14 protein-coding genes are annotated in these 18,472 nt (G+C 40.6%); 1 reads left to right on the top strand and 13 read right to left on the bottom strand.

Features of this window, described 5'->3' with window-relative positions:
• Positions 1–358 precede the first annotated feature (358 nt).
• The gene (locus JZO83_RS08810; protein WP_207115531.1) at positions 359–817 is read left to right on the top strand and encodes a helix-turn-helix domain-containing protein; all 459 of its coding nucleotides are present in this window, start codon (positions 359–361) and stop codon (positions 815–817) included.
• A gap of 46 nt (positions 818–863) precedes the next feature.
• Here the strand turns inward: JZO83_RS08810 and JZO83_RS08815 are convergent, their stop codons facing one another.
• From JZO83_RS08815 to rseP, 13 genes are all read right to left on the bottom strand, one after another.
• Entirely contained in the window at positions 864–1,715 is an 852-nt protein-coding gene (locus JZO83_RS08815) for a GRP family sugar transporter (protein ID WP_207115532.1), read from the bottom strand.
• Positions 1,716–1,725: 10 nt separating this feature from the next.
• Positions 1,726–2,511 (bottom strand): glucose-1-dehydrogenase, encoded by a 786-nt coding sequence (locus JZO83_RS08820; RefSeq protein WP_207115533.1) that lies wholly within the window; start codon positions 2,509–2,511, stop codon positions 1,726–1,728.
• 192 nt (positions 2,512–2,703) lie between these two features.
• Positions 2,704–3,648: a riboflavin biosynthesis protein RibF gene (gene ribF, locus JZO83_RS08825; RefSeq protein WP_206857160.1), complete on the bottom strand. Its 945-nt coding sequence runs from the start codon at positions 3,646–3,648 to the stop codon at positions 2,704–2,706.
• A 7-nt stretch (positions 3,649–3,655) separates the two neighbouring features.
• Positions 3,656–4,579, bottom strand: a complete 924-nt coding sequence (gene truB, locus JZO83_RS08830) for a tRNA pseudouridine(55) synthase TruB (protein ID WP_207115534.1) — start codon at positions 4,577–4,579, stop codon at positions 3,656–3,658.
• Positions 4,580–5,091: 512 nt separating this feature from the next.
• Entirely contained in the window at positions 5,092–5,439 is a 348-nt protein-coding gene (gene rbfA, locus JZO83_RS08835) for a 30S ribosome-binding factor RbfA (RefSeq protein WP_010735198.1), read from the bottom strand.
• A 24-nt stretch (positions 5,440–5,463) separates the two neighbouring features.
• Complete coding sequence (gene infB / locus JZO83_RS08840; RefSeq protein WP_207115535.1) at positions 5,464–7,866, bottom strand: translation initiation factor IF-2; 2,403 nt, start codon at positions 7,864–7,866, stop codon at positions 5,464–5,466.
• 12 nt (positions 7,867–7,878) lie between these two features.
• A complete protein-coding gene (locus tag JZO83_RS08845) occupies positions 7,879–8,190 on the bottom strand; it encodes a YlxQ-related RNA-binding protein (RefSeq protein WP_206857152.1) in 312 nt (103 codons plus the stop codon).
• On the bottom strand, positions 8,187–8,480 hold the full coding sequence (locus JZO83_RS08850) for a YlxR family protein (protein WP_086283647.1): 294 nt from the start codon (positions 8,478–8,480) through the stop codon (positions 8,187–8,189). The genes JZO83_RS08845 and JZO83_RS08850 overlap by 4 nt, the downstream gene beginning before the upstream one ends.
• A gap of 23 nt (positions 8,481–8,503) precedes the next feature.
• Positions 8,504–9,691: a transcription termination factor NusA gene (gene nusA / locus JZO83_RS08855; protein ID WP_207115536.1), complete on the bottom strand. Its 1,188-nt coding sequence runs from the start codon at positions 9,689–9,691 to the stop codon at positions 8,504–8,506.
• A gap of 22 nt (positions 9,692–9,713) precedes the next feature.
• Complete coding sequence (rimP, locus tag JZO83_RS08860) at positions 9,714–10,187, bottom strand: ribosome maturation factor RimP (protein WP_010735193.1); 474 nt, start codon at positions 10,185–10,187, stop codon at positions 9,714–9,716.
• A gap of 205 nt (positions 10,188–10,392) precedes the next feature.
• On the bottom strand, positions 10,393–14,745 hold the full coding sequence (locus tag JZO83_RS08865) for a PolC-type DNA polymerase III (RefSeq protein WP_207115537.1): 4,353 nt from the start codon (positions 14,743–14,745) through the stop codon (positions 10,393–10,395).
• 586 nt (positions 14,746–15,331) lie between these two features.
• Positions 15,332–17,041: a proline--tRNA ligase gene (locus JZO83_RS08870; RefSeq protein ID WP_207115538.1), complete on the bottom strand. Its 1,710-nt coding sequence runs from the start codon at positions 17,039–17,041 to the stop codon at positions 15,332–15,334.
• A gap of 60 nt (positions 17,042–17,101) precedes the next feature.
• The gene (gene rseP / locus JZO83_RS08875; RefSeq protein WP_207115539.1) at positions 17,102–18,370 is read right to left on the bottom strand and encodes an RIP metalloprotease RseP; all 1,269 of its coding nucleotides are present in this window, start codon (positions 18,368–18,370) and stop codon (positions 17,102–17,104) included.
• Positions 18,371–18,472 lie beyond the last annotated feature (102 nt).

The raw sequence follows: 18,472 nt of genomic DNA on the forward strand, positions 1-18,472 counted from the left end.
ATTTAAGAGTCTGCTGATTTTCCTAATTAGACTTCAGCTATTTTTGAAAGAACATGTATACTGTGCTTTAATTTGTACAATTTTTCGAAATAAATCGATAGTTGAATGATTTACTTGGTATTTTTATTTATTGATAACTATTTAAAAATATAGGAAAACATAACAATAATCTTCAAAACGTATGGTCTTCATACTTTATTTTGAGTATAATAACATGAAAGATGTCCTTGATTTCTTTTTCAGCTATTTTTATTGATTTTATATAATCGATTGTCAATTAGTTTCACAAATCATTGATCTAAATTTACTTAGTAATAGTTATTTTAAACATACAATAAAAGTGAAAGAAGGAAAAAAGATGGGCCCGTATTATTCAGTTAACCAACTTGCCGAGCTACTCGGAGTAACGACTCGATCTGTGCGCAATTATTTGCGTGAAGGCAAACTTCATGGAACAAAAGTTGGAGGAAAATGGCGATTTTCTGAAGAAGATCTGTCAGATTTTCTTCAATTCTCTTTCAAAACGAAACCTAGCTTTGATGGGAGCGATCGATTAATAGAAAGTGCCGTTGTCCTTAAATTCTATCTTCAGTACGAATCATTAGAGTCTTTGCATCAATTTCGCGATCGGATGATCAGCTATCATCAAGATGTTTATTCAAATAAAGAAGATCGTTACTTCTTTTATAATGTCTTGGATGATGAGTGCGTGGAATTTATTATCAGTGGTAATTTTAATTATGTTCAAAGTTTTGGTGCCTGGTTCAACGAAGCTGTTTTAAAACAAACAGATATCTGGTTGAGTACACCAAAATAAAACATAGTAAGACATTTTATTTCTCAATGTCTTACTATGTTTTTTTCTATATCAACACGGTGATCATGCTTCCTCCGACGATCAAGGCTAATCCGATCAACGTGTATTTCAATTCTTTTTTACTTTTCTTTTCATGTAAAATGACCATACCACCTAGTGTAGAAATCACCACATTCATTTGTGTAATGATGTATGCAGTCGCCACCCCATTGGCGTTTGCAGAAAATATATAAGCAAATGCGGCTAAACTAAAAATGACGCCGACGATCGTTGCTTTCCAACTCTTATCGTCTCCATACGCTTTAGGTTGTTTCAAGACGACGTAGATGGCTGCTGCTAAGAACACACCTAACATTTGTGGAAAGAAGATTGCTACCCCGTCTGCATTGACTAATTTAGGTAATGCACTATATACCCAATAACCGATACTCGTAGAGGCAAGAATCGAAATGCCTTTCGTTATTCCACCTTGTTTGCTTCCTCCATCGGTGATTGCTGTCAATGCCGAGCCAATCACTAGTAAGACGATCGCCGCACCTCCGATGATTTTCCCTGTTGTCCCTGACCATTCACCAAAAGCGAAAACACCGATCAAAGAGGTTCCAACAAGTTGCATCGCAGTCGAAATTGGCATTGTTTTTGAAACACCGATCAAATTGAATGTGGTGTATTGGCCGATTTGTCCAATGACCCAAAATGATCCCGATAAAAGACTGATCAAAAACGTGGAAATTGAAATACCACCTGGTGACATCACCAATTGAACAATCAGGCCAACTAACAATGCCCCTATCCCTGTACCTAATATTTCATTTGTGGGACGCCCACCAATTTTTTTCAAAACAAGCGGTTGGATTCCCCAACCAATCGCTGGTATTAATGCAATCAAGATTCCCATTGATCAATCCCTACCCTTTCCCACCTTGAAATGAAGGATAAAGCGTCATACCACCATCTACAAATAGTGTGATACCTGTGACGTAGCTTGCTTCATCCGAAGCCAACCAGGCAGCGGCAGCCGCAACTTCATTTGGTTTTCCGATGCGTTCCATGGGAATTATGCTTTCTGTTGTCGCTTTTTGTTCTGGATCATCAAATTTTTCGGCATTGATCGGTGTTTTGATTGCTCCCGGACCAATACTATTGATACGTATTCCTTCAGGGGCGTATTCCATCGCAACACTTTGAGTGAATAGTTTGACGCCACCTTTTGATGCAGCATAATGTGAAAAAGTTGGCCATGGGATTTGTTCATGGACGGATGAAAGATTGATGATATTGCCTTTTACATTGTGTTTCTTGAAGTAATTGATGGCCGCCTTTGTTCCTAAAAAGACGCCTGTCAAGTTGACTTGCATCACTGTTTCCCATTCTTCCAAGCTTAATTCATGTGTTGGCTTTTGGTTTTCAGTCCCGGCATTATTGACCCATACATCTAATTGGCCATAAGTTTCAATTGCTTGATCGATTAATGCTTGTACGCCCTCTTCTGTCCCTACGTCAGCTTTGACTGCTACAGCTTCTCCACCCGCTTGTTCAATCGTTTTGACCGCTTCTTCTGCCCCTTCAGCATCGGAATGATAGTTTACGACTACTCGCATCTTTTCTTCTCCAAATCGCTGAGAGATCGCTGTACCGATTCCTTTCGACCCACCTGTTACTACTGCTACTTTGTTTTCTAGTTCTTTATACATCACGGACATCCTTTCTTTATTTACGAAAATAACAAATGTTTTCATTTGTTTATAATCAGCTATAAAGACAGTGTACACTACGCAGTGTGGGGGAAAGCAAATCATACGCACCATGAAAATTGCATAATGATTTTCAAAACAAAAAAAGAGACTGTACGATCAGCCTCTTTCCATTTCAAAAACTTGCTTCAATTACTTCGTCTGTTCAAAAAATTCAGCAGTTATTTGCTCATCTGCTCGCAATTGTTCGATCAAAGCTTCTGCGCCATCAAACTTCACTTGATCGCGAATAAATTCATGCCAGCGAATATAGACATGCTCGCCATAGATATCTTGGTCAAAATCTAAGATATACAATTCGACTGTCAATTCACGGCCATCACCGAATGTGTCGTTATGTCCGATTGATCCCATCGCTGGGTACCAAGTGTCACCAACCTTGATTTCACAAACATAGACACCTACTTTTGGTAAATGAACGGTACTTTTGACTTTGACATTGGCTGTTGGAAATCCTAGTAATCGACCACGGGCATCCCCATGAATAACTACCCCATCGATTTCATAATGATAGCCTAATAAGCTAGCAACAGTTGCAACATCTCCGGCGTCTAACTCTTCACGGATACGTGACGAGCTGATTTTTTCTCCTTCTTGCTGCTCTTTTGGTACAGTAACGACTTCAAAGCGACCTTTCGCATAACCAGGAAGATGAGGAACATCCGCAATCTCTTTCGGTCCGTAGGTATAATCAAAGCCAGAAACAGCATACTTGGCGTTTAGTCCTACGATGTACTGATCCACAAAATCTTGAGGAGCCAGATGAGCAAACGCAGAAGTAAATTCAATTTCGTAAAGATAATCGATACCAAGTTCTGCCATCTTTGCTTCTTTTTGTTCCAAGGTAGTCAAGTATTTAACGTCGCTTGGATTGATTTTTTTAAAGACGATTGACGGATGTTGATTGAATGTCATCAATGCCAATTTCAGACCCTCTTTTTGGGCAATCGTCCGACCGATTTCAATGACTTTCTGATGTCCTAAATGAACACCGTCAAAAAAACCTAAGATCAATACGACGTCTTCTTTCGGAATTTGAGTAGCTTGGTAAGGGTGTCTGATTTTGATGATTTCCATTTTTACATTAAACCTCATTTCTTAAAACTTTGCTTGGTTTCAACTTATTTTTTTCTTTTGGATTTGGTTGGTAGATACTCACTACTTTTCCTTGATAAAAAAGCGCGATTTCTTCTGATGGCATCTCTGGCAGACCAAATACTTGGTAATCTAGGCGCATTCCATTTTTAACTTTTTGCCATACTGCCTCATTGATCTCAACCTGTTTGAATTTCGCCACGCCTGTTTCGATTGGCAGAAGATACTCTTCGATCGTTCCTGCTTCCATATAAGCGGCTACTTGAGCGAGCGTGATTGCTTGTGATTGATCCATCCCCGCACTTGCTGTTCTCGTCAAATCGGACATATGAGCAGGATAGCCTAATTTACTTCCTGTATCAACAGCTAACGTCCGGACATAAGTACCCTTGCCGCATTCTACTTCAAAGCGCCAAGAAATTGTACCTGTTTCCTTTGACCATACAAGCTCACTGGTTCGTTCAAACCGATAGATGTGTGCTGTTCGAACAGGGCGTTCCACTGTTTCGTTATTTCGTGCATATTCGTATAAACGGCGACCGTTGACTTTCACGGCAGAGTACATTGGCGGAATCTGTGTGATCTCACCGACAAAAGAAGCCATCGCTTCATCGATTTGGGCCTCTGTCAACGCTTCGACTACTGCTTGCTGTTCGACGATCTCTCCAGATTTATCTTCGGTGGTCGTACTATATCCAAGGGTGATCTCTCCTTGGTAGGTCTTCCCCGAATCCGTCAAGTATTCAATAACTTTAGTGGCTTTACCAATACAAATTGGAAGAACACCATCCACATCAGGGTCTAATGTTCCCCCATGTCCGATTTTTTTTGTATGTAAAATTTTTCGTAATTTGAATACACAATCGTGGCTAGTCATGCCTCGTTCTTTCCATAAAGGTAATAAGCCTTCCATTATCTGGTCTCCATTCTTTTAAGTATTAACTGAATTATTATAACACAAAGTAGTATAAACTGACGTGTTTGATCGATTAATGTACGATTATTTTGTTTTAGAAACATAAACGTAACAAAAGTTCACACTGTTGTAAATAGAAAGATGGTATTCTTTTGTAAAGGAGGGAGCACCTATGGAAAATCTTTTCTTTGCACCTTTTGATTGGTTATACGGGTGGTTAGCTGGTAAAAAGTAGGCTAACTTTCTGGTCGATCAATCCCTGATCAATGCTTTTAAATCGATGAAAGCTGTTTTCCCCAAAAACGGACAAAGCGGCAAAATTCATCTGCTAGCGATACAGCGAAAAAATTCGAAAATGATTCTTATTATTTTGGATTTTTCCGCTGTATTTCGTGTTTGTTTCTTTGACGATGGACTGACATCAATAATATATAAAAAGAGAGGACGGATACAGTGATCGTATCCGTCCTCTCTTGACTTACGAGACGAAAAAAGTGTTCGTTCGCTTCTTAATCTTTATTTAAATTACGCAATAATTCATCGATGTGATTACCATAAACAACAGATTCATCTAATTCAAACGTCAATTCAGGTGTTTTGTAAATGCTCATGTTATGTCCTAATTCCCGACGAATCAGACCACTTGCTTTATTCAACCCTTCTTGCGCTTTTTTCTTATCTGAAGCTAAGTCAGATAAAAGACTATAATAGATCGTCGCCTGCTGTAGATCACCTGTGACATGTACATCTGTGATCGTTACATTCTCCACGCGTGGATCACGTACTTTTTTGCGTAAGATATCATTCACTTCTTTTAAAATTTCTTGACCGACTCTGCGGTCACGATAGTTAGCCATACTGAGCGGCCTCCTTTTTTTAAATTAGTCTACTTTGACTTCTTCCATGATAAAGCCTTCGATAACATCGTCCACTTTAAGATCATTGAATTTCTCGATCATTGCACCACATTCAAAGCCCATTTTGACTTCTTTCACATCATCTTTGAAACGTTTCAAGCTTGCTAGTTGTCCTTCGTAAATAACGATACCATCACGAATCACACGCACACCGCTATCACGACGAATGTAACCATCTGTTACAAAGGCTCCCGCAATCGTTCCAACTTTTGATACTTTGAACGTTTCACGGACAGTCATTTGACCAGTGATTTTTTCTTCGAATTCAGGATCAAGCATCCCTTTCATCGCTGTTTCGATTTCTTCGATTGCTTTATAAATGATGCGGTGTAGACGGATATCTACTTCTTCCGTATCTGCTTGGATCTTCGCTTGAGGTGTTGGACGAACATTGAAACCAATGATGATCGCATTACTTGCTGCAGCAAGCGTTACATCACTTTCATTGATTGCTCCAACAGCAGAATGGACGATCTTGACACGTACGCCTTCTACATCGATTTTCTTCAATGAAGCAGCTAATGCTTCAGCAGAACCTTGTACGTCCGCTTTAATAATGACGTTGACTTCTTTCAGTTCGCCTTCTTTCAAGCTTTCGAATAGGTTGTCTAATGTCACACGGCTAGTTGCAGCACGTTGCTCTAACATCGCACGTTTGCCACGTTCTTCACCCGCTGCACGAGCTGTTTTCTCATCTTCAAAGACAACGAAACGATCGCCTGCTTGAGGAACATCATTCAAACCTGTGATCTCAACCGGTGTTGCTGGTCCAGCTGTTTTTTCACGGCGTCCTAAATCGTTGACCATCACACGTACACGACCGTAAGTGTTTCCGACAACGATTGGGTCACCGACGTTCAATGAACCTTGTTGAACAAGTAAAGTTGTCACAGGGCCTTTTCCTTTGTCTAATCGTGCTTCGATCACTGTACCGATCGCGCGTTGCGTTGGATCAGCTTTCAAGTCTTCCACTTCAGCAACTAAAAGGATCATTTCTAATAGTTCTTCGATGTTTTGACCAAATTTCGCTGAGATCTCTACAAAGATCGTTTCGCCACCCCATGATTCAGGAATCAATTCATATTCACTTAATTCTTGCATCACGTGTTGCGGATTTGCTCCTGGTTTATCGATTTTGTTGACTGCTACGATGATTGGCACGCCGGCTGCTTTGGCGTGATTGATCGCCTCTACTGTTTGTGGCATTACACCGTCATCTGCTGCTACAACTAAGATCGTGATATCTGTGATACTTGCACCACGCGCACGCATACTTGTAAAGGCCGCGTGTCCTGGTGTATCTAAGAATGTGATCGGTTTGCCGTCGATATCGATTTGGTAAGCACCGATATGCTGCGTGATACCACCTGCTTCTCCGCTTGTTACACGAGAATGACGTAACGTATCTAGTAAAGTTGTTTTCCCATGGTCAACGTGTCCCATGATCGTTACAACTGGCGGACGTGAAACTAATTTGTCTGGATCTACTTCGTCCGCTTCAAAGAATTTGTCGATATCCGCGATATCTACTTGGACTTTTTCTTGTGGTTCCATTCCGTAATCTGTTGCTAATAACTCGATCGTGTCTTTATCTAATGCTTGGTTTTGGTTGACCATTACACCTAACATAAATAATTTTTTGATGATCTCTGCTGGTTCACGGTGGATTTTCTTCGCGATATCTGCCACGTTCATGCCTTCTGTATATTCTAATACTTCAGGTAATTCACGGAATTTACGTGGTGGGACTGCTGGCTTGTTCGATGTTTGCTGTTTGCCTTTTTTCCCTTTTTTATTGAAACGATTGCGGTTATTATTGTTGAATTTTCCGCGATTGTTATTATTGTTTCTATTTTGTCCGCCGCCTTGGTTGTTTCCTTGACGGTTTTGGTTACTTCCCTGATTGTTACCTTGGGTAGTACCTTGGCGGTTTTGAGTGCTGCCTTGGTTGTTTCCTTGGCGATTTTGGTTGTTGCTTTGAGTATTCCCTTGACGGTTTTGAGTGTTTCCACCTGTCTGGTTACTCTTCTGATTTGTTGATTGGTTTTTTCCTTGATTCACTTGACCGCTCCCTTGACCGCGATCTTGATAGTTGCGGTTACTTTTATTTTTTTGTTGGTTCGATGGTTCGTTTGTTTTCTTTTGGTTACTTGGCTGCTGTCCGGCTGGTTTTTGGTTTGCTTTTTGTACTGGTTGCTTTTTCTGCTGTGGTTGGTTGAACGCTTGTTGCAGTTTCTTTTCGTCTTGTGTGCTGATCGCACCCATGTGATTTTTCACATCGATTCCAAGTTTCTGCGCTTTATCAACGACCTCTTTACTAGACTTATTCCATTCTTTCGCTAGTTCATAAATTCGTTTATTGCCCATGCAATCACCTTCCTAACCTTCAATTAGCTCCTTGACCCTTTTTGCAAAGCCGGCGTCAGTGATCCCTATCACTTTGCGAGGCTTGCCGATCATCTGAGTGATTTCTTCCTCAGAAAACAGCTCAAAGCAAGGAACTTCGTAATACGAACTCTTATCTTTGATTTTCTTTCTGGTATTCTCACTGGCATCACTTGCGACGAAAACGATCTTCGCTTTTTGGCGGCGGATCTCTCCAATCGTCAATTCTTCACCTGTGATCATTTTTCCTGCACGCATCGCTAATCCAATAAGATTCATGGCTTTTTGCCGATTGACTTGACTCATTCGCCAAATAGCTCTTTTCTGGCTTTTTGGTGTGTGACATAATCCAGCAGTTCTTGATAAAATTCATCTGTTAGCTTAGCTTCAAGTACACGATCCAAGAGATGTTTATCCCATGCTTGTTGTACTTCTTCCGGCTCAAGTGAGACATACGCTCCTCGTCCAGGCATTTTTCCAGTAGGATCGATCGATACCACGCCTTCTTTCGAGCGGGTGATACGGATCATCTCTTTTTTGGGTTTCATTTCACCTGAAACCACAGATTTGCGTAAAGGGATCTTCCTTTGTTTCATCTCTTTGCCTCCTTCACTGACAGTTAAATTTCTTCTTGATCTGTTTCTTCGATCGTTTCATCATTGAATGCAATCGTTTGGTACTCATCATCTGTCAAATCTGATTGGATGATAGCTTCATCATGTTGCTCTTCGGCTTCCACAGACACGCTCTGTGCTTGCTTCTCATAAAATTCAGCCATATCTGATTCTGATTTGATGTCGATTTTGTGGTTCGTCAATTTTGCTGCTAGACGTGCATTTTGTCCACGTTTACCAATGGCTAATGACAATTGGTAATCTGGTACAACGACCGTACAAGCTTTTGGATTTTGTTCGTCGAAAATAACATCAACGACTTGTGAAGGGTTCAATGCGTTGGCAATGAATACCGCAGGATCTTCGTCCCACTCAACGATATCCATGTTTTCGCCTTTCAACTCATTCACGATTGCTTGGACACGTTGCCCTTTAGGACCAACACAAGTACCGACAGCATCGATATTCGGATCAGTTGAACGAACAGCCACTTTTGAACGGTCGCCCGCTTCTCTAGCTACGCTGACGATCTCAACAAGGCCATCATAAACTTCTGGCACTTCTTGTTCAAACAAGCGACGCAAAAGATCTGGATGACTGCGGCTTACAAAGACTTGTGGGCCTTTAGATGTATTCTCAACACGTGAGACGTATACTTTGATACGATCATGTGGTTGATAAAATTCATTTGGCATTTGGTCTTGTTTCGAGAGTACCGCTTCGATTTTACCTAAATTGATGTAGATATAACGTTTGTCTTGACGTTCAACGATCCCTTGCATGATATCTTTTTCATATGCACTGAATTCGTTATAGATGATCGTACGTTCCGCTTCACGCACACGTTGCAAGATCACTTGCTTCGCCGTTTGAGCAGCGATCCGACCGAAATCTTTTGGTGTGACTTCAAAACGGATCTTATCACCGATCTCATAAGCAGGATTGATCAATAAGGCATCTTTTAATGATACTTCTAATTGTGAATCCATCACTTCTTCAGTGACTTCTTTCACGGCATAGACATGGATCTTACCTTTTTTTTGTTCAAATTCTACTTCTACGTTTTGTGCTTGCCCATAATGGCGTTTGTATGCAGAAACTAACGCAGCTTCTAAAGCGTCGATCACGATTTCTTTTGAGATTCCTTTTTCAGCCTCTAAAGCATCTAACGCGTTCAACATTTCTTTACTCATTTTTTCTGTTTCCTCTCCGTGATTAAAATTGGATTGCTAAGCGAGCTTTGGCAATATTCTTACGGTCAAAAACAATTTCTTTTTCCCGTGTCTTTATGCGTATCTTCAATGTAAGCTGTTCAGCATCAAATGATTGGAGAAATCCTTCATATTGTTTTTCTCCGTCAACTGGTTGATATAAAGACACATGGATATACTCTCCTCGTGCTTTTTCATAATCTGCCTCTTTTTTCAAAGGGCGTTCTGCGCCTGGAGATGATACCTCTAGGAAATATGCTTGTGGTATCGGGTCTGGCTCTGTCGTATCAAGCTTTTCACTTAATTTTTCGCTGACAAATGCACATTCTTCAATGTCGATTCCGCCTTCTTTATCTATAAACACTCGTAAAAACCAGCTTTTTCCTTCTTTGACAAATTCTACTTCCACCAGCTCAAACTTTTGTTCATCTAAGATCGGTGTCACCATTTCTGTGACTGTTTCAACGACGCTACTCAAAGATTTCGCCTCCTTAAAATTAGATCCGTAATTCCATTAAAAAGAGTGAGCGAAAATTCCGCTCACTCACAGTTAGTATCATTACCTTAAATAACTATAACATAAATCGCTCTAAATGACAAGCCATATCATTATAACCAACTTGCAACGAGCATTACTACTCTTTGCTTTCATTTTGATTCATTTTCATTTCTCGAATGGACTTTTATAACATATCAAATAACGATAATTGATTTTCGTCGGGTAAATCTTTCAAGACCCCATTTTCCGTCATGTACTCGATCAACGTTTTTGAAACTTTCCCGCGAGTTGCTAAGTCTTCTTTAGATAAGAAAGGACCATCTTTTCTTGCTTCAACGATTTGTTTCGCCACGTTAGTCCCTAAGCTCGGTACAGCGCGGAATGGCGCAATCAGTGTATCGCCTTCGATGACAAAGTTCACTGCATCCGATTTATACAGATCGATCATCCCGAATTTCAGATCACGTTCCAACATTTCATTTGCTAATTCAAGGACAGTCAATTGATTTTTCTCTTTGACAGAAGCATCAAGACCCTTATCCGTGATTTCTTTCATCGCCTCTTTGACGGCTTCTTTCCCTTTACACATCGCGACTAAATTAAAGTCATCCGCACGAACAGAGAAATACGCACAGTAATACAAGATTGGGAAGTAAACTTTAAAGTAAGCGACACGCAGCGCCATCAAGACATAAGCGGCAGCATGGGCTTTCGGGAACATATACTTGATCTTCGAACAAGAATCGATGTACCAGTCAGGTACGTTATTTTCTTTCATGGCTGTCAAATATGTTTCTCGTAAATCATCAGGGATCTTATTCCATAATCCTTTACGCACCGTTTCCATGATCTTGAACGCCATGCCACTATCTAACCCAGCATGGATCAAATAAACCATGATGTCATCCCGACAGCCGATTACTTCAGCAAGTGTTGCATCGCCACGTTTGATCAGTTCTTCTGCATTTCCTAACCACACGTCAGTACCGTGAGAAAGACCAGATATCTGCAATAGTTCCGCAAAAGTGGTCGGATGTGTTTCTTCTAACATTCCTCGAACAAACCGTGTCCCAAATTCCGGTATACCTAAAGTACCCGTTTTAGAATAAATCTGTTCTTGTGTAACACCTAATACGTCAGGTCCGGAAAAGATTCGCATCACTTCTGGATCATCGGTTGGGATTGTTTGGGGATCGATCCCTGATAAATCTTGCAACATCCGGATCACTGTCGGATCATCGTGTCCCAGAATATCAAGTTTCAACACATTGTCATGGATCGAGTGGAAATCAAAGTGAGTCGTTTTCCATTCAGAATTTTGATCATCTGCCGGGTATTGGATCGGTGTAAAGTCATACACATCCATATAATCAGGGATAACGATGATCCCCCCCGGATGCTGACCGGTCGTCCGTTTGACCCCAGTCGCTCCTTTTGCTAAACGATCGACTTCGGCACTACGATAATGCAAATTATGATCTCGCTCAAACCCTTTAACGAAGCCATACGCCGTTTTATCCGCCACTGTACCGATCGTACCGGCACGATAAACGTATTCTTCCCCAAACAATACTTTTGTGTAATGATGGGCTTCTGCTTGGTAGTCTCCAGAGAAGTTCAGATCGATATCGGGTACTTTGTCACCATGGAAACCTAAGAATGTTTCAAAAGGAATATCATGCCCATCTTTATTTAAGCGAGCGCCACATTTCGGACATTTTTTCTCAGGCATATCAAAGCCAGAACCGTATGTTCCGTCTTCATAAAATTCAGAATACTGACAATCTGGACAGTAGTAATGTGGTGCCAATGGATTGACCTCAGTGATCCCTGTCATCGTTGCAACGAAACTCGAACCGACTGAACCACGAGAACCAACCAAATACCCGTCTTCATTACTTTTATGCACTAACTTTTGAGAAATCAAATAAATAACTGAGAATCCATTTCCGTTGATTGAATCCAGTTCTTTTTTTAACCGTTTTTCCACAATATCTGGCAACGGATCACCATATAATTGTTTCGCTTTTGTATAACTTAGATCAGTGATTTCATCTTCTGAACCAGGAATTTTCGGCGTATACAGCTCGTCTTTGACTGGCACGACTTCTTCACAGATATCCGCAATCTTATTGGTGTTTTCAACAACGATCTCTTTCGCTAGGTCTGTTCCTAAGAAAGTGAAGGCAGTTAGCATTTCATCCGTCGTTCTAAAATGAACTTCAGGCAAGCTATGACGATTCAAAGGATTCGCCCCACCCATCGAGTTGACCAAGATTTTACGGTAAATCGCATCTTCTTCATTTAGATAATGCACGTTACCTGTCGCAACAACGATCTTGTCTAACGATTTGCCGATTTCTACTAAATTACGGATGATTTCTTCTAAATCATGTTCATTTTTGACAAGTTCTTGTTCTAACAATGGTGCATAAACAGCTTTAGGCATGACCTCGATGTAGTCATAGAATTTCGCCCGATTACGGGCTTCTTCCACACCTTTTTGCATCATGGCTTCAAAAATCTCGCCTTTGTCACAAGCAGATCCAACTAATAGATCTTGTCGGAATTTCTTCAACTGTGACCGAGGGATTCGCGGCACACGTTCAAAATAATCGACATTGGACATCGAGATCAATTTGAACAAGTCTTTCAACCCGGCTTGATTTTTCGCCAGTAACGTCACATGGAATGGTCGAGCACGCTTGTAAGAATCACCCTCACCGACATGCGCATTTAACTGGTCATGATAATACATCTCATGATTTTCCATCGCTTCTTTGATAAATATCCATGCAAGATGCCCAGTTGCTTCCGCATCATAGATCGCACGGTGATGCTGTTCCAAGCTAACGCCGAATTTTTTCGATAGCACACCTAAACCGAATCGTTTGAATTGTGGATATAAATATCGAGCTAATTCTAGTGTATCGATGACTGGATTCGCTGCTTCTGGGATATTGTATTTCGCATAACTTGTGTTCAAGAACCCCATATCGAAGGCAGCATTATGGGCAACTAGGATTGCGTCTTTTGAAAATTCTAAGAACAACCGTAAAACTTCTTCTTCTGATTTTGAGCCACGAACCATTTCATCTGTGATTCCCGTCAAATCAATCGTCGTTCGTGATAAAGGATGTCCTGGATCGATGAACTCGTCAAAACTTTCAATGACATTTCCTTTGTACATTTTAACGGCGGCTAACTCGATGATCGTATCATAAACAGCGGATAAACCAGTGGTCTCCACGTCAAACACAACATAAGTGGATTCACTTAATGAATCATGGGCATCATTGTAAGCAATCGGTACACCATCATCCACGACATTCGCTTCGACCCCATACAAAATTTTGACGCCAGCTTTTTTACCTGCACTATGCGCTTCTGGAAAAGCCTGTGCTCCGCCATGGTCCGTGATAGCGATCGCTTTATGTCCCCACTTACCCGCTTGAGCAACAAGATCTGCGACACTATTCGTCGCATCCATCGTACTCATGTTGCTATGAAGATGCAACTCAACACGTTTTTCATCTTCAGGAGAATAATCTTTACGTGGCGCATGTTTAACTTCTAAAATATCTTGGGCATTCATCACAAGGTCACGGACAAACGTATCTTCTTGGACACTTCCGCGAACCTTCAACCAATTGCCCGTACTGATAGCTTCAAAGATTTGTTCATCTTTTTCATTGTTTGAAAACTTTTTGACGATAAACGAAGAAGTGTAGTCTGTGATCTTCAATGTCAAAATCTTACGTTTCGAACGAAGCTCACGCACTTCTTTATCAAAAACGTAACCCTCGATGGTTACTCGACGTTCTTCTTCCAAAATATTGATCATCGGTGTGATTGGCTCATCATTTGGAATATTTCTACCTAGTTGGATTGGGCCATCAAGCGTTGGCAACTGCTCTTTGCGCTCTTTTTTCTTTTGTTCATGGACAATCAAACTTTCAGCAGCTTGTTTCATAAATGCTTCCGCTTGTTCTTGTCTTCTTTCTTCAAACAGCTTTAGCACTCTTTCTGCTTGCTGTTCATCGACTTCTGGTTCAATACGGAACTTAGGAAAGCCATAGCTGACAAACAACTGTTCCACTAATGGCAAGTATTGTTGTTTAAGATAACCAATAGCCCCTTCCCCATCCACCGGCAAAATCACCTTATGGTCTTTGATCGTCGGCACTTGTGTCTTTAGAACCTTTTGTACTAAAGGCGTATCGCATTGCTGACTCTCTAATGCTTGTGACCAATAATCTTGCAGAAGTTGCTCATCATACGATTGATCCTCCGCTTGGATCGTGATCTTCACCTCAGCGATCTCTTTAAATGCAAGCATGACATGTTGCATCAACGAGCGATAGATCATGACAGGTAAAATAGCCGGGAACCGTAAAGTAAATTCCCAAAGACGAGATTTACGATGGACGACCACACGTTCCATTTCACCAGCAGAAATAAGCGGATGTGATTTTTCTGTTTCTTCTAATTGGATCTGTTCCAATAACTTCTCAAATAACTCTCGTTTTTCTGACAAAAATATACGCCCTTTCTGTCAAGACCAGAAATCATTCCATTTCCGACCCTTACTTTTCAATACTAACTAGTATAACCCTTTTTGGAGAAATTTTCATCAAGGTTGTGAGAAAGCCGGTCAACTCCAAGTATTAAGGCAGAAATTGAGAAAATAGCTTTTCATATTTTTTCAATTTTTGACTTAATATTGAAGGAGTTGGCTTTCGAACACCGTTTATCAAGGTTGTGAAAGAAGCGCTTTGACCTGAGCAGTAAGATGGAAAATCAGAAAATAGCTTCTCATATTTTTTGATTTTTCAGCTTAGTATTGAAGGTCAGCTTCTTGAACACCGTTTATTAGGTTGTGAGAAAGCCGGTCAGCTCCAAGTATTAAGGCAGAAATTGAGAAAATAGTTTTTCATATTTTTTCAATGTTTGACTTAATATTGAAGGAGTTGGCTTTCGAACACCGTTCATCAAGGTTGTGAAAGAAGCGTTTTGACCTGAGCAGTATGCTTCCTGAACACCATCTCCCACAATCCACCAAAGGAAATGAAAAAGCCGCTTCCGTCTATTCAGAGACCGATACGACTTTTTCATATTTATGCTTATTCGCCTTGATTCAATAAAATCGGTAATGTGTTCACGAGTTCATCTTTACGAACTTCGACCATTTCACCTGTTTTCTTGATTTTTACTTCGACGATTCCGTCTACTGCTTTTTTACCGATCGTGATACGGATTGGACAACCAATCAAATCAGAATCAGCAAATTTTACACCGGCACGTTCGTTGCGGTCATCAACAAGTACTTGATAACCTGCTTCATTCATCGCTTTTTCCACTTCATTCGTCAAATTCGTTTGGAATTCGTCTTTTAAGTTCATTTGTACGACATGTAGATCAAATGGTGCGATGCCTTTTGGCCAGTTAATGCCGTTTTCATCTGCATTTTGTTCAACGATCGCTGATAGCAAACGGCTTACACCGATACCATAGCAACCCATGATGACATGTTTCTCACGACCATTTTCATCAAGAACAGTGGCACCCATCGATTCACTGTAACGTGTACCTAGTTTGAAGATATGACCGATCTCGATTCCACGAGTAAATGCTAATACACCATTATTGTCTGGTGAAGGATCGCCTTCTTGGACAAAACGTAAGTCTTCGTAAGCTAACACGTTAAAATCACGTTCTGGATTGACGTTGATAAAATGATAGCCAGTTTCGTTTGCTCCAGCGATAGCATTTGCCAGATCTTGGACATGACGATCTGCATAGACTTTCACGTCTTCAGATACACCGATTGGTCCAACTGAACCAAAATCAGCGCCTAAATAATTTTTCGCTTCGTCTTCTGTTGCTTCTTCTAAGAAATCTGCGCCTAAGAAGTTTTTCAATTTTACATCGTTGACTTCATGGTCGCCTCGAACTAAAACTAAGACAGGTTGTTCATCCGCTGTGAATAAAACAGATTTAATGATTTTTTGTGGCTGAACATCAAAGAAAGCTGCCACCTCATCGATTGTTTTCACATTTGGTGTTTCTTTCTTTTCCATTTCCAATTGTGTTTCATGCGATTTTTTTGGTACATAATAACTTGTCGCCATTTCTAAGTTAGCGGCATAGTCACTTTCTGTTGAATAACAAATCGTGTCTTCACCGATTTCTGAGATCGCCATAAATTCTTTTGAGTCTTTTCCGCCCATGGCACCACCGTCACCGATGATCGCACGGAATTCCAAACCACAACGTTTGAAGATCTCTGTGTATGCTTTCTCATAATCTTTGTACGTTTCATCCAAGCTCTCTTGTGACGCATGGAAAGAATAAGCATCTTTCATAATAAACTCGCGACCACGTAATAGACCAAAACGAGGACGTTTTTCATCGCGATATTTTGCTTGGATCTGGTAAAGATTCAAAGGTAATTTTTTATATGAATTGACTTCGTCGCGAATCAACTCTGTAAATGTTTCTTCATGTGTTGGTCCTAAAATCATCTGACGATCGTTGCGATCTTTCAAACGATATAGGTTCGGGCCATAGGTTTCATAACGACCAGATTCTTGCCATAATTCAGCTGGTAAAAGCGCAGGCATCAACATCTCCACTGCCCCGATTTTTTCGAATTCTTCGCGCATGATCGTTTTCAATTTTTCTAACACACGATTCGCAAGTGGTAAGTAAGAATAGATCCCAGCTGATACCTGACGGATATAGCCAGCACGTAATAAGATTTGATGACTTAATACTTCCGCATCGTTTGGAACCTCTCTTAATGTTGGGATCAACATTTTTGATTGTCTCATTATATATAAACTCCTTTATTCCTCAAATAATCTAACGCATGTCATTATACCCTACTTTTTCTAGAAAAAGAATCGTTGAATGTCATTCCATGTCACTAATACCATCAACAGCATCAGGAAACCAAAACCAACGAGCGTCAATATGCCTTCTTTTTCCTGACTAAGTGGTTTGCCACGAACACCTTCAAAAATATTCAGTACTAATTTACCGCCGTCTAATGCGGGGATCGGTAATAAATTGACGATCCCTAAGTTCATTGACAAGATCGCCATCAATCCGATGACTGTCATTACACCTTGGTTTGCTGCTTCAGAAGATAATTGGAACATCATCACAGGGCCACCTAATTTGTCTAAGCTAAAGCCTGTAAATAACGAACCTAATGCTTTGAATATTTCTAATGAACTGCTGAATGCACGTTGAGTCCCGCCAATGATTTTATCAAAGAAGCCAGTTTTCATAGGTGCTTGTATCCCAAGCTGACCAATTTTTTCACCGTTTGACTCAACCGATTTCGGCGTTACTTCAATCGTAGAAACTTGACCATTACGTTCGACTTCAAAATCAAGCGGTTTATCTGGATTTTCAGTAATGATCGCTGTTAGATCATTCCATGTTTGGATCGATTTTCCATCCACTTGCAGAATCTCATCATTTTCTTGCAAACCGGCTGCAGCGGCAGCTCCATCCGGCGAAACGACACCGATTTGATTCGTATTTGTGACTGTCACGCCACCTTGCATAAACGCTAACACGATGAATAATAGAATCGCTAAAATAAAATTATTCATCGGACCAGCAAAGTTGGTCAACATCCGTTGCCATAATTTTGCTGATTGGAATTGTACATCTCTCGGCGCAATCCTCAATTCAGTTCCATCTGCCTCAATGATCGAGGCATCGTGATCGACTGCATACGTTACTTCCTGTGTTTCATCGCCATTCACATAACCTGTGATCGTCAGTGCTTCATCAAGATCATAACGGATCAATTCCATTGGGATCGCATTCGTCAATTGGATCTTTTTACTCAAGTTGATTTTCTTTACGACTTGATCTGAATCCATTAAGAGTGACAACGGCATTCCTGGTGCCATTTCCGTTTCGTCATCCCCATTCCCAGCCATTCTCACATAGCCACCGATCGGTAACAAACGCAATGTATAAGTCGTGCCGTCTTTTGCTTGGTGACCGTAGATTTTAGGTCCCATGCCGATGGCAAACTCGCGAACTAGGATTCCTGATCGTTTCGCAAAGAAGAAGTGGCCAAATTCATGTACGATCACTAAGATGCCAAAAACGATAATGAACGTGATAATTGTTCTCATCCTATTCTCCTTTACATTTATCATTATTTTTATTCAGTTAAAATAAAACTACTTAATTTTACCATATTATCCACACTTCACCAAGCACCGATTAAGATGTAA

The organism is Enterococcus sp. DIV1298c (assembly GCF_017316315.1).
In the GTDB taxonomy this organism is placed as follows: Bacteria; Bacillota; Bacilli; order Lactobacillales; family Enterococcaceae; genus Enterococcus_B; species Enterococcus_B mangumiae.

What these genes read in the sequence shown, in the direction of transcription:
- JZO83_RS08810 (WP_207115531.1), top strand. Translation starts at nt 359, where the DNA reads ATGGGCCCGTATTATTCAGTTAACCAACTTGCCGAGCTACTCGGAGTA.
- JZO83_RS08815 (WP_207115532.1), bottom strand. Translation starts at nt 1,715, where the DNA reads ATGGGAATCTTGATTGCATTAATACCAGCGATTGGTTGGGGAATCCAA.
- JZO83_RS08820 (WP_207115533.1), bottom strand. Translation starts at nt 2,511, where the DNA reads ATGTATAAAGAACTAGAAAACAAAGTAGCAGTAGTAACAGGTGGGTCG.
- ribF (WP_206857160.1), bottom strand. Translation starts at nt 3,648, where the DNA reads ATGGAAATCATCAAAATCAGACACCCTTACCAAGCTACTCAAATTCCG.
- truB (WP_207115534.1), bottom strand. Translation starts at nt 4,579, where the DNA reads ATGGAAGGCTTATTACCTTTATGGAAAGAACGAGGCATGACTAGCCAC.
- rbfA (WP_010735198.1), bottom strand. Translation starts at nt 5,439, where the DNA reads ATGGCTAACTATCGTGACCGCAGAGTCGGTCAAGAAATTTTAAAAGAA.
- infB (WP_207115535.1), bottom strand. Translation starts at nt 7,866, where the DNA reads ATGGGCAATAAACGAATTTATGAACTAGCGAAAGAATGGAATAAGTCT.
- JZO83_RS08845 (WP_206857152.1), bottom strand. Translation starts at nt 8,190, where the DNA reads ATGAGTCAAGTCAATCGGCAAAAAGCCATGAATCTTATTGGATTAGCG.
- JZO83_RS08850 (WP_086283647.1), bottom strand. Translation starts at nt 8,480, where the DNA reads ATGAAACAAAGGAAGATCCCTTTACGCAAATCTGTGGTTTCAGGTGAA.
- nusA (WP_207115536.1), bottom strand. Translation starts at nt 9,691, where the DNA reads ATGAGTAAAGAAATGTTGAACGCGTTAGATGCTTTAGAGGCTGAAAAA.
- JZO83_RS08870 (WP_207115538.1), bottom strand. Translation starts at nt 17,041, where the DNA reads ATGAGACAATCAAAAATGTTGATCCCAACATTAAGAGAGGTTCCAAAC.
- rseP (WP_207115539.1), bottom strand. Translation starts at nt 18,370, where the DNA reads ATGAGAACAATTATCACGTTCATTATCGTTTTTGGCATCTTAGTGATC.